The 14,387-nt window shown below is 64.2% G+C and carries 11 protein-coding genes; 7 read left to right on the top strand and 4 right to left on the bottom strand.

Going from position 1 to position 14,387, the window contains the following annotated elements:
• Positions 1 to 31: 31 nt before the first annotated feature.
• A complete protein-coding gene (locus tag PSELUDRAFT_RS17510) occupies positions 32 to 1,417 on the top strand; it encodes an FAD-binding oxidoreductase (protein ID WP_088968049.1) in 1,386 nt (461 codons plus the stop codon).
• A gap of 257 nt (positions 1,418 to 1,674) precedes the next feature.
• Here the strand turns inward: PSELUDRAFT_RS17510 and astE are convergent, their stop codons facing one another.
• Positions 1,675 to 2,688, bottom strand: a complete 1,014-nt coding sequence (gene astE / locus PSELUDRAFT_RS17505) for a succinylglutamate desuccinylase (RefSeq protein ID WP_088968048.1) — start codon at positions 2,686 to 2,688, stop codon at positions 1,675 to 1,677.
• Between the two features lie 108 nt (positions 2,689 to 2,796).
• Entirely contained in the window at positions 2,797 to 3,585 is a 789-nt protein-coding gene (locus PSELUDRAFT_RS17500) for an alpha/beta fold hydrolase (protein WP_088968047.1), read from the bottom strand.
• 144 nt (positions 3,586 to 3,729) lie between these two features.
• Here PSELUDRAFT_RS17500 and PSELUDRAFT_RS17495 point away from each other — a divergent pair, with 144 nt between their 5' ends.
• The 3 genes from PSELUDRAFT_RS17495 (at position 3,730) to speA (ending at position 9,451) form a co-directional block, all read left to right on the top strand.
• A complete protein-coding gene (locus tag PSELUDRAFT_RS17495) occupies positions 3,730 to 5,532 on the top strand; it encodes a GGDEF domain-containing protein (protein ID WP_088968046.1) in 1,803 nt (600 codons plus the stop codon).
• 325 nt (positions 5,533 to 5,857) lie between these two features.
• The gene (locus PSELUDRAFT_RS17490) at positions 5,858 to 7,147 is read left to right on the top strand and encodes an FAD-binding oxidoreductase (protein ID WP_088968045.1); all 1,290 of its coding nucleotides are present in this window, start codon (positions 5,858 to 5,860) and stop codon (positions 7,145 to 7,147) included.
• Between the two features lie 423 nt (positions 7,148 to 7,570).
• Positions 7,571 to 9,451 (top strand): arginine decarboxylase, encoded by a 1,881-nt coding sequence (gene speA, locus PSELUDRAFT_RS17485; RefSeq protein WP_088968044.1) that lies wholly within the window; start codon positions 7,571 to 7,573, stop codon positions 9,449 to 9,451.
• A 272-nt stretch (positions 9,452 to 9,723) separates the two neighbouring features.
• Here speA and PSELUDRAFT_RS17480 read toward each other — a convergent pair whose 3' ends face one another.
• Positions 9,724 to 10,269 (bottom strand): phasin family protein, encoded by a 546-nt coding sequence (locus PSELUDRAFT_RS17480; protein WP_088968043.1) that lies wholly within the window; start codon positions 10,267 to 10,269, stop codon positions 9,724 to 9,726.
• 228 nt (positions 10,270 to 10,497) lie between these two features.
• Here PSELUDRAFT_RS17480 and phaR point away from each other — a divergent pair, with 228 nt between their 5' ends.
• Together phaR and rimO are read left to right on the top strand one after the other, a co-directional pair.
• Positions 10,498 to 11,058: a polyhydroxyalkanoate synthesis repressor PhaR gene (gene phaR, locus PSELUDRAFT_RS17475; protein WP_088968042.1), complete on the top strand. Its 561-nt coding sequence runs from the start codon at positions 10,498 to 10,500 to the stop codon at positions 11,056 to 11,058.
• A gap of 120 nt (positions 11,059 to 11,178) precedes the next feature.
• The gene (gene rimO, locus PSELUDRAFT_RS17470) at positions 11,179 to 12,498 is read left to right on the top strand and encodes a 30S ribosomal protein S12 methylthiotransferase RimO (protein ID WP_088968041.1); all 1,320 of its coding nucleotides are present in this window, start codon (positions 11,179 to 11,181) and stop codon (positions 12,496 to 12,498) included.
• A gap of 85 nt (positions 12,499 to 12,583) precedes the next feature.
• Here rimO and PSELUDRAFT_RS17465 read toward each other — a convergent pair whose 3' ends face one another.
• Complete coding sequence (locus tag PSELUDRAFT_RS17465; RefSeq protein ID WP_088968560.1) at positions 12,584 to 13,384, bottom strand: DeoR/GlpR family DNA-binding transcription regulator; 801 nt, start codon at positions 13,382 to 13,384, stop codon at positions 12,584 to 12,586.
• A gap of 150 nt (positions 13,385 to 13,534) precedes the next feature.
• Between PSELUDRAFT_RS17465 and PSELUDRAFT_RS17460 the strand changes: the two genes are divergently transcribed.
• On the top strand, positions 13,535 to 14,320 hold the full coding sequence (locus PSELUDRAFT_RS17460) for a Cof-type HAD-IIB family hydrolase (protein ID WP_088968559.1): 786 nt from the start codon (positions 13,535 to 13,537) through the stop codon (positions 14,318 to 14,320).
• Positions 14,321 to 14,387: the final 67 nt, after the last annotated feature.

Raw genomic sequence — 14,387 nt, 5'->3', positions numbered from 1 at the left:
GGCGCAACCCACCCCATGCCCGGAGAATCCCGTGTCTTCGTCACTTTCCCGCCTGCAACAGACCCTGCCGCAGCTCGTGCTGCGTACCGACGACGACAGCCTGCGCCACTACGGCCTGGACTGGACGCGCTACTACCAGCCGGCGCCGCTGGCCATTGCCCTGCCGGCCACCATTGCCGAAGTGCAGGGCATCGTGCGCTGGGCGCGCGAGCAGCAGGTGACGCTGGTGCCGTCAGGCGGGCGCACCGGCCTGTCCGGCGGCGCGGTGGCGGCCAATGGCGAGCTGGTGGTGTCGTTCGAGCGCATGAACCGCATCGGCAATTTCGACCGCGTGGCACGCACCGTACAGTGCGAGGCCGGCGTGGTGACCGCCGCGCTGCAGCAGTACGCCGCCGACAAGGGGCTCTACTACCCGGTGGACTTCGCCGCCAGCGGCAGCAGCCAGCTGGGCGGCAATATTGCCACCAACGCCGGCGGCATCAAGGTGATCCGCTACGGCATGACCCGCGAATGGGTAGCCGGCCTGACGGTGGTGACCGGCGCCGGCGAAGTGCTGGAGCTGAACCGCGGTCTTGCCAAGAACAATACCGGCTACGACTTCCGCCACCTGTTCATCGGCTCCGAGGGCACGCTGGGCTTCGTGGTGGGCGCCACCATGAAGCTGACGCTGCCGCCGGCACCGCAGGCGGTGCTGCTGCTGGCGCTGCCGGCGCTGGCCGATGTAATGCGGGTGTTCGAAGTGTTCCGCGAAGGCATCGCGCTGTCGGCATTCGAGTTCTTCTCCGACCAGGCGCTGGGGCATGTGCTGGCGCATGGCCAGCTGGCGCCGCCGTTCGAGAAGCGCGCGCCGTTCTATGTGCTGCTGGAGCTGGACGACCCGGCACACGTGGGCGACGCCACCGCGCTGAAGCTGTTCGAGCGCTGCCTGGAGCAGGGCTGGGTGCTGGATGGCGTGCTGTCGCTGTCGCTGCAGCATGCGCGCGAGCTGTGGCGCTACCGCGAAAACATCAGCGAGAGCATCACCCCGTACACGCCGTACAAGAACGACATCGCCGTCAACATCAGCCGGGTACCGGCCTTCATTGCCTCGCTGGATGCGCTGCTTGCGGCCAACTATCCGGATTTCGAAGTGATCTGGTACGGCCATATCGGCGACGGCAATCTGCACATCAACGTGCTGAAGCCGCCGACACTGGCGCTGGAGGCGTTCCGCGCCGCCTGCGAGCAGGTGAACGAACAGGTGTTCGCGCTGGTGCGCGACTTCGGCGGCAGCATGTCCGCCGAGCACGGCGTGGGCCTGCTCAAGCGCGATTATCTGGCGGTAAGCCGCAGTGATGCCGAAATTGCGCTGATGCGCAGCATCAAGGCGGCATTTGACCCCGATGGCATCATGAATCCGGGCAAGCTGCTGAGCTGAGCGGAAAATTGCATTAAAAATGCGCGACGACAGCAAATCGCTGACGCCGCGCGTTTTTTTGTGTTGGCTAACAGGATATCCACAGCTTTTTCCCTGTTTGCCTGTGGATATGTGCCGGATTGGCAGCGAGTGGCCGGGCATGCTGGCCGGCGTTGCCTGACTGCAATGCAGAAAAAACGGCCCTGGCGGGAGCTTTCCCGGCCAGGGCCGTTTGGCAAAACAATGCTTTCATCATGCTGGCGCCAGGGGCGCCGCGCTTAGTCCAGGCTGGCCGGCTCGATCACGATGCCGGCGCGCAGGCCGACGCCCACCTTGGGGTTGGGGAACAGGATGCGTTCCTCACCGCCATCGGCCACGTAGCGCACTTCCACGTCTTCCGCGATGGTCATGCCGTGCGGCAGGGCGGTGAAGTTCTCCACGTCGTCGGCCAGGTGCAGCACGAATTCACCACTGTGCTTGATGATGTCGTACTTGGCCTTGAACAGGCGGATGCCGGAAATGTCCGGGTTGGCCGCCGGCTGGCGCTGGCCGGACAGCAGCTCGCGCAGCGCGTGCTCGATGCCGGTGAAGCGTGTCAGGTCGTTCTGGCCGAAGGGGCGCGCCTTGCCCAGCTCCAGGGTGAAGGCATCGGCGCCGCAGCGCTCGCTGGTGTAGTAGCTGTAGGTGGCGGCCGGCTTGCTGTGCAGCAGCACGGTATCGACATCTGCCGCCCGCAGCCAGGCCAGTTGCTCGCGGTTGTGCGGGCGCTGGTGGATGAAGGGGTAGATGGCGAAGCGCTCGAACACCGAGCCGCGGATGGCGGTGTGCAGGTCGTAGTGGCGGCGCGGTGCACCGGCCGGGGCGGTGGCGAAGAAGGCGCTGGCGGCCTGCTCCAGTGCCACCGCGCGGCGTGCTTCGCTGGCGTCCGGCTGTTTGGCGTGTGCGCCGTCGAACAGGCGGTTCATGTCGTAATCCACAAAGCGCTTGCCGCTTTGCATCGCCGGGATATTGCCCAGCACCACCAGGATGCGGCAGGCCAGCGGCAGGGTGCCGGCCAGCAGGTCGTTCACGATGCTGTTGAGGATTTCGATGGGCGCGGTTTCGTTGCCGTGGATGCCGGTGGAGAGCAGGATCTGCTCCTGCTGCGAGTTGGCCGCAAGCGGGGTGAGCTGCAGCAGGCCGTGGCCCAGCCACTGCGCCTGCAGTGCGGGGGTGTGCCATGCGGCTTGTTGCGGGGTGAGGCCTTGCAGGGTGAGATCGAGAAAATCGCGGGCGGGGGCGAACGGGTTCATGCGCAATCCTTTGTGAGATGCCCCATTCTAAGCAAAGCCGTGCAGCCGGCCAGCTGGCTGTCACGGCTGCGAATGTTGATGGCGCATCTGCGCAAGTACCACCTGTTCTCAGCGGCTGGCGAACTGGAATATCTGCTGGCAGAACGCTTGCGGCGCTTCCAGGTGGATGGCATGGCCGGCGCCCGGCAGCACAGCCAGGCTGGCGCCGGGAATGCCCTGCTGCAGCAGCTGCGCCTGGTAGGGCGGGGTCAGCCGGTCTTCGTCGCCGACGATGATGTGGGTGGGCACCTTGATGTCCTGCAGCCAGCTGCGCGCATCGTGGTGCAGCACGCCGCCGATGATGCGCTGGATGGCGCCCCAGCCGGTAAGGGCGGAAATGCGGCGCAGTTCCGGCAGCATGGCATTGGCGGTGGTGAAGAAGCGGCTGGAAAACAGCCACGGCAGGCTGATGTCGAAGCGCAGGTCGGCGCCGCCGGCCTGTTCCGCCCGGCTCCAGCTGCTGGAAATCTGCTCGTTCACCGCATCGGACCACGCCAGGGTGGAGGCCAGCAGCAGGCGTTGCAGCTTGTGGCCGTGGCGGCGGGCGAAGTGCTGCGCCACCATGCCGCCGTAGGACAGCCCCACCAGGTAGACCTGGTCCAGCCCCAGCGTATCCAGCAGCGCGGCGGCATCGTCCGCCTGCTGCGGCAGCGGGTAGTAGTCGGCCGGCGTCTGCTGGCTCTGGCCCTGGCCCTGGAAATCCAGCCTTAGCACGCGAAAGCGCTGCTCCAGCGCCGGCATCATCAGCCCCCATGCCAGCGTGCTCATGGTCAGGCCGTTGAACAGCAGCAGGGTATCGCTGCCCTGGCCGCTGATTTCGTAAAAGACCTGGCGCTGCTGGATGGTGGCGAATGGCATATGGATTCTCCTTGTGCTGGTTTCATTCTAGGTGCAAACCGCCGTTGGCCGCAGCGGCAATATTATTGGCGTGGCTGACCCGGGCTTGTCACATTGCCTTGATATGCTCGTTACTCTTAATAGAATTTTGTTGCCATTGTCATCATGCACGTGCCGGTAGCCGCTGTATCCGACCCGCTCTCCACCGTCGCCGCCGACCCGGCGGCGCTGCTGGAGCGCATTGTGTGCGGCCAACTGGTGCAGGTGGTGTTCCAGCCCATTGTCTACCTGGGTACCGGCGGCCTGGTCGGCTACGAGGCGCTGGTGCGCGGGCCGTCCGATTCGCTGCTGTACTCGCCGGTGGCGCTGTTCGAGCAGGCGGCGCAGTCGGGCATGCTGGCGGCGCTGGACCGGATGTGCGTGACGGTAGTGCTGCGCGAATTCGCCCGTCGCCACTTGCCGGGCACGCTGTTCGTCAACGTGATTCCGGACACCTTGCTGGATGGCCATCTGCGGGCGGCCGAGCTGCGCGACATGTTGGCCGCAAACGGGCTGGACCCGTCGCGCGTGGTGCTGGAGCTTACCGAGATGCGGCCACAGGCCGGTTATCGCGCGCTGTGCCAGGTGGCGGACGAGCTGCGCCGCGAAGGCGTGCGCCTGGCGCTGGACGACCTGGGCGAGGGCTTTTCCAACCTGCGGCTGTGGTCTGAGCTGCGGCCGGACCTGGTCAAGTTGGACAAGTATTTCGTGCAGCAGATCCACCTCGACCCGCTGAAGCTGCAGTTCGTGCGCTCGCTGGTGGACATGGCGCGCGCCGCCGGCGCGGTGCTGGTGGCCGAGGGCATCGAGCTGCCGCAGGAGCTGGATGTGCTGCGCGAGCTGGGGGTGGTGATGGGGCAGGGCTACCTGATTGCCCGGCCAACGGCGCAGCCCCTGCACAGCGGCACCTTCGTGCTGCCCGGCAGCAGCAAGGCGGGGGCGGCCAGCCGCATGCCCACGGTGCGCGAGTTGCAGTGCGAGGCGCCCTACCTTACCGACCGCGCCAGCTGCGTGGAGGCCTACCGGCTGTTTGCCGACAACCCGTCGCTGTTCGCGGTGCCGGTGCTGGCCGGGCGGCGGCCGGTGGGTTTGCTGTCGCGCTCGCACGTGCTGGAATTGTTTGCCAAACCGTTCAACCACGAGCTGCTGGCCAAGAAAAGCTGCCTGACGCTGGCGGATCGCACGCCGCTGGTGGTGCCGGCCGATACCGATATCCAGACCTTGTCCACCCTGGTGGCGGCGGCGGAGCGGCGCCACCTGGTGGATGGCTTCATCATTGTCGAAGGCCAGCAGTACCTGGGCATGGGCACCGGGCAGGACCTGGTGCGCGCCATCAGCGAGATGCAGCTGCTGGCGGCGCGCTACGCCAACCCGCTGACCGGCCTGCCGGGCAATGTGCCGATCAGCGACCAGGTGGCGCGGCTGCTGGCGCAGGGGCGGCCGTTCGTGGTGGCCTACGTTGACCTGGACAACTTCAAGCCGTTCAACGATCACTACGGCTATGGCGCCGGCGACGACATGATCCGGCTGCTGGGCGAGCTGCTGCAGACGGTGGCCGATCCGGCGCTCGATTTCGTTGGCCATATCGGCGGCGACGATTTCGTGATGCTGCTGCAAGGCGCTGCCTGGCGGCAGTGTCTGCAGCAGGTGCTGACGCAGTTCGACCAGCTGGTGCTGCACCTGTTTTCCGCTACCGACCGCCTGGCCGGTGGCTTTCATGTGGCGGACCGCCATGGCGTGCCGCATTTCTTTCCGCTCACCAGTGTTTCGGTTGGCGTGCTGCCGGTCGTGCCGGCTGCCTTCGATTCGCACTACGAGGTGGCTGCCGCCGCCACGCTGGCCAAGAAGGGTGCCAAGCAGCGGCAGGGCAGCGCGCTGTATGTGGCGGAGCACGCCGCCGCTGGCGCGCCGCTGCTGCTGGGTGTTTGAGCATTTAAACGCCAGCCACGGCGATCCTTGCCGTCATTTCCCTGTCAAGTGCATTGCCATAGAGGGCTGCTGTTGTATTGCGGCCAAGCAGCATGTGCCATTCTGCGTTGCATTCTTGTAAATTTTATTAAACGTAAGGTAGGCTGCTGCGGGTTTGGTCGACCGGTGCCACTGCCGTGGCAGTACCCGGCGTCCGCTGTGGTGGAGCCATGTGGCTTCACCTTTTTTCCGCTCATGCGACAGCCTGCTGTCATGAGGTGACTATCTTGCTTCCCAGTATCGCGTTTCCCTGATCCGTCTTTCTTCACATCGCCACGAGGACCGTATGCTCACTTTTGCCCATCAAACTCATGCCCCTTCCTATTACGCTGCCACGGCGGTTCCCTGGGAGCCCGGGGCGGCGCTGCAAGGCAATATCGAGTGCGATGTCTGCGTGGTGGGTGGCGGCCTGGCCGGGGTGTCGACGGCGCTGAACCTGGCGGAGCAGGGCTTGAAGGTGGTGCTGCTGGAAGGCTCGCGCATCGGCTTTGGCGCTTCCGGGCGCAATGGCGGCCAGGTGATTGCCGGTTTTGCCTGCGATATGGATACCCTGCGCGGCCAGCTGGGGGACGACGGCGCCCGCCGCATGTGGCGCATGTCGCTGGAGGCGGTGGAGATCATCGAGCAGCGCGTGCGCAAGCACGCCATTGCCTGCGACTGGACGCGCGGCTTCTGCAACGCGGCGGTGAAGCCGGCGCATTTCCAGGAGCTGGCCAGCTGGCAGCAGGAGGCCAGCGATTTCTACGGCTATGACCACTACCAGCTGTGGAACCGCGAACAGTTGGCCGCATTGCTGGCGTCCGATCGTTACCAGGGCGGCTTGTATGACCCGCTGGCCGGCCACATCCACCCGCTCAACTACCTGCTGGGCCTGGCGCGCGCCGCGCGCGGTGCCGGCGTGAGCATCTACGAGCAAACGCCGGTGCTGGACTACCGGGGCGGCGATGCGCCGCTGGTGCAGACCGAGGCCGGCAGCGTGCGCTGCCGCCAGCTGGTGCTGGCCTGCAATGCCTATGTCGGCAAGCTGGGCGGCAATCTGGAAGACCGCATCATGCCGGTGGGCACCTACGTGATTGCCACCGAGCCGCTGGGCAAGGAGCGCGCGCATGGCCTGATCGCCAACAATATGGCGGTGTGCGATACCAATTTCGTGCTGGATTACTACCGCCTGTCCGGCGACCATCGCATGCTGTTCGGCGGCAAGGTCAGCTACTCCGGCCGCGAGCCGGCGCATCTGGCGGCGGCGATGCGCAAGGACATGCTGCGCGTGTTCCCGCAGCTGGAGGACGTGCAGGTGGAGTACGCCTGGGGCGGCTTCTGCGACATCACCATGAACCGGGCGCCGGACTTCGGCCGCCTTGCGGCCAACGTTTACTACGCACAGGGCTTCTCCGGCCACGGCGTGGCGTCCACCGGCCTGGCCGGGCGGGTGATTGCCGAGGCGATCCTGGGTGATGACAGCCGCCTGGCGCTGTTCGAACGCCTGCGCCATCGCCGCTTCCCCGGCGGCAAACTGCTGCGTACGCCGGCGCTGGTGCTGGGCATGGCCTGGTACCGGCTGCAGGATCATCTATAACAGGGTTGTCTGCCGTATCCGGGCCGGGGCGGTGTCGAAAATCATGGACGAGCCGCCCCGGCTTTCATTTGCGCATTTTTGACATAAACTTGTTAAAAAACATTCACATAACGAGCGTATTGTGGCGCCGCCGGCAGGTGGGGTTTTTGATGCTTGTTCATTAAAATGGACAGGGGAAAATTCTGCTTGTCAAGGGGCGTGAGATTGCTAAAATCCGCGCTCGTTTTTGGCGGCAACCGCCATTTATTGCGCGCTCCGACATCCCAGGCCCACATGAAGCTTTCTGAGCGCTGCTAACAAAACCTCGCAGAGAACCTGAGCCAAGGCGCAACGCAGGATCAGGGGTTTTGTTAGCGGCGCTTAGCCCGAAAGCCGCGCACTAAGGAGCAGTTTTCCAATCTTTTACTATTAGGAAATCCTTTCATGGCTTGGACTGTGGCGGATAGCCGGAGCCTGTATGGCATCCGGCATTGGGGCGCTGGCTATTTCAATGTCGGCGACAACGGTTGTGTCAAAGTGCGCCCCAACGCGCGTCACCATTGCGAGATCGATCTGCACGAACTCGCCAACACCCTGGCGGACAAGGGCCTGGACATGCCGCTCCTGGTGCGCTTTCCGGACATTCTGCAGGATCGCGTCACCCGCCTGTGCCGCGCCTTCGATAACGCGATTGCCAGCCAGAACTACGACAATCGCTACACCGCCATCTACCCGATCAAGGTCAACCAGCAAGAAGCGGTGGTGAAAAGCATCATCGCCACCCAGGACGTGTCCATCGGCCTGGAAGCCGGCTCCAAGCCGGAGCTGATGGCTGTGCTGGCGCTGTCGCCCAAGGGCGGCACCATCGTCTGCAACGGCTACAAGGACCGCGATTTCATCCGCCTGGCACTGATGGGCCAGCGCCTGGGTCACGAAGTGTTCATCGTGATCGAGAAGGAATCCGAAGTCGACCTGCTGATCCAGGAAAGCGCCAAGCTGGGCGTGAAGGCCAATATCGGCCTGCGCGTGCGGCTGTCGTCGCTGGCGTCCAGCAAGTGGGCGGATACCGGCGGCGAGAAGGGCAAGTTCGGCCTGTCGGCAGCGCAGCTGATCTCGGCGGTGGACAAGCTGGTGGCGGCCGGTCACGGCAACAATGTACGCCTGATGCACTTCCACATGGGCTCGCAGATCGCCAACATCGCCGACTACCGCGCCGGCTTCCGTGAAGCCATCCGCTACTTTGGCGAGCTGCGCGCGCTGGGCCTGCCGGTGGACCACGTGGACGTGGGCGGCGGCCTGGGCGTGGATTACGACGGTACCCACTCGCGCAATGCCAGCTCCATCAATTACGACATGGACGAATACGCCAACGTGATCGTGTCCATGCTGCACGAGTTCTGCGCCGAGAACGACATTCCGCACCCGCGCATCTTTTCCGAATCCGGCCGCGCCATGACCGCGCACCACGCCGTGCTGCTGATGAATGTGACCGATGTGGAGCGTCTGCCGGATACCGTGCCGGCGGTCGAGGACGTGCAGGCGCTGCCCAAGCCGGTGCGCAAGCTGTTCGAGCTGATGAGCCTGACCGATGCCGAGATGGTGACCGAAACCTACTACCGCGCCAGCCACCTGAGCTCGGAAGTGTCGGACATGTATGCCGAAGGCCGCATCACGCTGAAGGAAAAGGCGCTGGCAGAGCAGGTGCACGCCGCACTGTGCCGCCGCCTGCAGGCGCAGCTCACCGCCAGCCAGCGCTCGCAGCGCCAGGTGTACGACGAGCTGACCGAAAAGCTGGCCGACAAGTACTTCTGCAACTTCTCGGTATTCCAGAGCCTGCCGGATACCTGGGCCATCGACCAGGTGCTGCCCATCATGCCGCTGCACCGCCTGGACGAGCAGCCGACCCGCCGCGCGGTGCTGCAGGATCTGACCTGCGACTCCGACGGCAAGGTGAAGCACTACGTCGACCAGCAGAGCATCGAATCCAGCATGCCGGTGCACGCGGTGGAGCCGGGCGAGGAATACCTGATCGCGGTGTTCATGGTGGGTGCCTACCAGGAGATCCTGGGCGACATGCACAACCTGTTCGGCGATACCGATTCGGTGAACGTGTACGTGCGCGAAGGCGGCAAGGTGAGCTTCGAGGGCGTGGAAGAGCACGACACCATCGAAGACATGCTGCGCTACGTGCACCTGTCGCCGGAGGAGATTCTCAACCGCTACGAAGGCAAGGCACGCATGGCCGGGCTGAGCAGCGAGGAGCGCTCGGTGTACTTCGCCGAGTTCTGCCGCGGGCTGAAGCAGTCGTCCTATCTGTCCGTATAAAGATTTGCGGCCAACCCCGGGGTTGGCCGCAAGCCGGCAAGATACCGGCTGTCAAGAAAAAATGCCGCTCACTGCACGTGAGCGGCATTTTCTTTGCTGCCGTGAATCCGCCTGGCATGCTGCAGGGCAGTGTGACTAGCGTGGCGGATGCCGGCAGGCCGGCGGCAGGGCAGGGCTGGATGCGCAATCTGCTGCTGCATTGCAGCGCCGTGCAGACCGGCAGGCAAAACAAAAGGGCCGCCAGGCGGCCCTTGTCAGCTGCAGTGCAAGACTTAGCTGGTGCGCTTGGCGGCGCTCTTCACTGCATCGGCGGTGGCGCTGGCGGCAGCTTTCACGCTGCTGTCGGCGAAGTCCGCTACCTGCTGGCCAGCCTTGCTCAGGGTGTGCAGCGCGGCAGTGCCGGCGGCCAGGCCCGATTTCAGGCTGTTCACCAGGGTTTCGGAGCCGGCCGGTGCGTTCTTGGTCAGCGCTTCCAGGTTGGAGATCACGTTCTTGTTCAGCTCGTTGAAGTTGTCTTCGGCGAGCTTGCCCAGTTCGGCCTGGGTTTGCGACACGATGTCGTAAACGTTGCGCGAATTGGTCATGGCCTGTTCCAGGTTGCGTGCAGCCAGCTGGTTCAGGCTGCTTACGGCCTGCTGCGGCTCTTTCACGTCACCCAGTTCACGGGCCAGCTTCACATTGTCTTCCAGCGATTGCTTGGACAGTTCCAGGCTCAGCTTGGCAAATTTCTCGGCGCTATCCAGGGAAATCTGGGCCATGCGGAAGGCAACTTCCAGCGCGTTGAAAGACAGCTTGTTCAGTTGTTCGTTGGCATTCATCTTTGCAAACCCTCACTCGCAGTTGATGGTAGAACGTCGGTCATGGCGCAGCAGCCATTGTTTTTATTGCTGTGGCACCGCACAATATTTGCGGTCTGATTGTGCGTTGCACAATGACGGGGCGATCTTAGCGCAGTGCAACATCAGCGCCTAGGAGTTTTACTCTAGTGTGTTGCAAATATGGTAATGTGGCAGCACACAACAAAACGATAATGCTGGGAGTGATACATGAGTGTTGAGAAGCGGGTCATCAAGAAGTATCCGAACCGTCGTCTGTACGATACGGCTACCAGTTCCTACATCACCCTGGGCGATGTAAAGCAGCTGGTACTGGATAACGTGGACATCCAGGTGCTGGATGCCAAGAGCCATGAAGACATCACCCGCAGTGTGCTGCTGCAGATCATCCTGGAAGAGGAAAGCGGCGGCGCCCCGATGTTCAGCTACGAAGTGCTGACCCAGTTCATCCGCTACTACGGCCAGGCCATGCAGGGCATGATGGGCCCGTTCCTGGAGAAGAACCTGCAGATGTTCGCGCAACTGCAGCAGCGCATGCAGGAGCAGGCCAAGACCATGTACGGCGACAACCCGATGCTGGGCGCCAAGCTGTGGTCCGACTTCCTGAACTTCCAGGGCCCGGCGATGCAGAACATGATGACCAGCTACCTGGACCAGAGCACCAATATGTTCCTCGACATGCAGAACCGCATGCAGGAACAGGCGCGCACCATGTTCAGCGGCTTCGGCTTCCCTGCCTACCCGCCGAGCAACGACGACGAGAAAAAATAAGCGGCAGCCAGTTTTTTTCTGGCGCGGTTTTTCCTATAATCCGCAGCACCTTAGAACAGCCGGACCCTGCTTGCAGGGCCCGGCTTTCTGTATTCATGATCTATCAGGGTTGACGTTTACATGTCGCAACTTGCACCAAAAGTCGGTTTCGTAAGCCTGGGCTGCCCCAAGGCCGCCTCCGATTCCGAACAGATCCTCACCCGCCTGCGCGCCGAGGGCTATGAAATTTCCGGTACCTACGACGGCGCCGACCTGGTGGTGGTGAACACCTGTGGCTTCATCGACGCCGCGGTGCAGGAATCGCTGGACGCCATCGGCGAGGCGCTGAACGAGAACGGCAAGGTCATCGTGACCGGCTGTCTGGGTGCCAAGGGCGACGTGGTGAAGGACGCGCACCCCTCGGTGCTGGCCATCACCGGCCCGCACGCCACCGACGAGGTGATGGACCACGTGCACACCCACCTGCCCAAGCCGCACGACCCGTTCGTGGACCTGGTGCCGGACATCGGCGTGCGCCTGACGCCCAAGCACTACGCCTACGTGAAGATTTCCGAGGGCTGCAACCACCGCTGTACCTTCTGCATCATCCCGTCCATGCGCGGCGACCTGGACAGCCGCCCGATCGACAGTATCCTGGCCGAAGCGGCCAACCTGGCCAAAGCCGGCGTGAAGGAGCTGCTGATCATCTCGCAGGACACCTCCGCCTACGGCGTGGACGCCAAGTACAAGCTGGGCTTCTACAACGGCCGCCCGATCAAGACCCGCCTCTTGGAGCTGTGCGAGGAGCTGGGCAAGCACGGCATCTGGGTGCGCCTGCACTACGTGTACCCGTACCCGAGCGTGGACGAAATCATTCCGCTGATGGCGCAGGGCAAGATCCTGCCGTACCTGGATATCCCGTTCCAGCACGCCAGCCAGAAGATCCTCAAGCTGATGAAGCGCCCGGCCAACAGCGAGAACGTGCTGGGCCGCATCAAGAAATGGCGCGAGATCTGCCCGCAGCTGGTGATCCGCTCCACCTTCATCGTCGGCTTCCCGGGCGAAACCGAAGAAGACTTCGAGGAGCTGCTGAGCTTCATCCGCGAAGCGCAGCTGGATCGCGTCGGCTGTTTCACCTACTCGCCGGTGGAAGGCGCCGCGGCCAACGAGCTGGCCGAGCCGGTGCCGGAAGAGGTGAAGGAAGACCGCAAGGAGCGCTTCATGGCGGTGCAGGCGGAAATCTCCGCCGCACGCCTGGCCGCCCGTATCGGCAGCCGCTGCACCGTGCTGGTGGACGAGGTTGACGAAGACGGCACCGCCATCTGCCGCAGCTACGCCGATGCGCCGGAAATCGACGGCCTGGTGTTCATCGAGGATGGCGCCCAGCTGCAGCCGGGCGATTTCGTCGAGGTCGAGATCGTGGATTCCAGCGAGCACGACCTGTGGGGCGAGCGGGTGTAAGCCACGCATGATTCATGCGGCCAACGTTGGCCGCAAACAAGACGGCGCACAGTGAGAACTGTGCGCCGTTTTCGTTTGGCGGGTATCAGCCGCGTGCGGCGAACAGCAGCGGCACGCCGCTGCCCTGCAGCTGCGCCACCTTGTGCGGCTCGGCGTCGGCTTCGATCACCAGCCGGCTCACCTCGGCAAGCGGCGTCACCGCGAACGGCGAGGCGGTGCCCAGCTTCTGGTTGGTGACCGCCAGCACAATCTGGCTGCACTGGCGCACCAGCAGGCGCTTGAACGCGGCTTCCTCGGCGATGGTGGTGCCGATGCCCAGCTCGATGTCCACCGAGCAGGTGCCCAGAAAGCAGATGTCCGGCCGCATCGCCTGCACCTCCAGCGCGGCGGCGGTGCCGATGGTGCCGCCGATGCGGTGATCCATGCGCCCGCCCACCAGGGTGACTTCGAACTGCTGGCGGCCGAGCAGGGTGGCGGCGATGGGGATGGAGTTGGTGGCGATGCTCAGTGCCATGTCCGGCAGCGCGCGGGCGATTTCCAGGTTGGTGGTGCCGGAATCCAGGAACACGAACTGCCCCGGCTGCAGCAGCTGTACCGCCGCCGCCGCCAGTCGCACCTTGCTGGCCACATGCTCGCGGCTGCGCTCGCTGAAGCTGCCGGTGTTGGGCGTCATCGCCACCGCGCCGCCGTACACCCGCTTGCAGGCGCCGCTGGCGGCCAGTTCGCGCAGATCGCGGCGGATAGAGTCTTCCGACACGCCCAGCGCCTGCGCCAGCTCGGTGGCCAGCACGCGGCCGTCCTGCAGCAGCAGCTGGCGGATGTAATGCTGGCGTTCGCTGGGCAGGCTGGTATTGCCGGGGCGGAGCAGGGTGTTGTCGCTGTTCATGCGTGTTTGGCCGGTAAAGTTTGCGCAATCGTGCAGCATCGGGCGTGGCAGGTCAATTTATTGCCAGATTTGCAGCACGTTTTTGCATGATTGTTTGCGTGTTTGTGCATGAAGGTGCACAATTGCTGGGTCTGTTACCAGGAGATCACCATGTTTCGCGCCATTGCCACCGATCTGGACGGCACCCTGCTGGATGCCGATTCCCGCGTCAACGCCCGCAGCTGGCAGGCACTGCGCCGCGCTGCCGCCGCCGGCTGCCAGCTGATCGTCGCCACCGGCCGCCACCACCGCGATGTGCGCAACATCCTGGCTGCGGGGCAGGATCTGTCCATCAGCGTGATCAGCTCCAATGGCGCCCGCGTGCATGCCCACGACGACCGCGAACTGTATGCGGCCAACCTGGCGCCGGCGCTGGTGAACAAGCTGGTGCAGCCGGTGCTGGCCGGCGATGCCGAGATGGCGCTGTACCTGGACGAGCACCGCCTGGCCTGCCGCTACCACGGGCCGCTGCTGGCTTATGCCGGCAAGGCGCAGCAGGTGGACAGCCTGGTGGATTACCACGGCAGCAATGTCGCCAAGATCATCTACCATGCGGCGCCGGAACGGCTGGCGGCCATCGAGCAGGACATCCTGCACCGCTTCGAAGGCCAGCTGGCGCTGGTGTACTCGCAGGATTGCTACCTGGAGGTGATGGCGGCGGGAGTGAGCAAGGGCAGCGCCTTGTCGCTGTTGCTGGCGCAGCTGGGCGTTGCAGCGCAGGACTGCGCGGCGTTCGGCGATGCGCAGAACGATGTGGAAATGCTGCAGCTGGTGGGGTACCCGCACCGCATGGCCAATGCCAGCCCGCGCTTGAGCGGGCAGGTGCCGCAGGCGCGTGCCATCGGCCACCATGCCGACTCGGCGGTGGCCGGGGTGCTGGAGTTGGCCTTCGGCTAAGGGCTGAAGGCTGGATGCAAAAAAAACCGCCTGACCGGCATAGCGGCAGGCGGTTTTGCTTTGCGGC

It is taken from the genome of Vogesella sp. LIG4 (assembly GCF_900090205.1).
Taxonomy (GTDB): domain Bacteria; phylum Pseudomonadota; class Gammaproteobacteria; order Burkholderiales; family Chromobacteriaceae; genus Vogesella.
This window is presented reverse-complemented; position numbering and strand designations above follow the sequence as displayed.

Bases quoted from the DNA above. Each gene is read 5' to 3' on its own strand.
- PSELUDRAFT_RS17480 (WP_088968043.1), bottom strand. From the start codon at position 10,269: ATGAATGCCAACGAACAACTGAACAAGCTGTCTTTCAACGCGCTGGAA.
- speA (WP_088968044.1), top strand. From the start codon at position 7,571: ATGGCTTGGACTGTGGCGGATAGCCGGAGCCTGTATGGCATCCGGCAT.
- PSELUDRAFT_RS17465 (WP_088968560.1), bottom strand. From the start codon at position 13,384: ATGAACAGCGACAACACCCTGCTCCGCCCCGGCAATACCAGCCTGCCC.
- astE (WP_088968048.1), bottom strand. From the start codon at position 2,688: ATGAACCCGTTCGCCCCCGCCCGCGATTTTCTCGATCTCACCCTGCAA.
- PSELUDRAFT_RS17490 (WP_088968045.1), top strand. From the start codon at position 5,858: ATGCTCACTTTTGCCCATCAAACTCATGCCCCTTCCTATTACGCTGCC.
- phaR (WP_088968042.1), top strand. From the start codon at position 10,498: ATGAGTGTTGAGAAGCGGGTCATCAAGAAGTATCCGAACCGTCGTCTG.
- PSELUDRAFT_RS17460 (WP_088968559.1), top strand. From the start codon at position 13,535: ATGTTTCGCGCCATTGCCACCGATCTGGACGGCACCCTGCTGGATGCC.
- rimO (WP_088968041.1), top strand. From the start codon at position 11,179: ATGTCGCAACTTGCACCAAAAGTCGGTTTCGTAAGCCTGGGCTGCCCC.
- PSELUDRAFT_RS17495 (WP_088968046.1), top strand. From the start codon at position 3,730: ATGCACGTGCCGGTAGCCGCTGTATCCGACCCGCTCTCCACCGTCGCC.
- PSELUDRAFT_RS17500 (WP_088968047.1), bottom strand. From the start codon at position 3,585: ATGCCATTCGCCACCATCCAGCAGCGCCAGGTCTTTTACGAAATCAGC.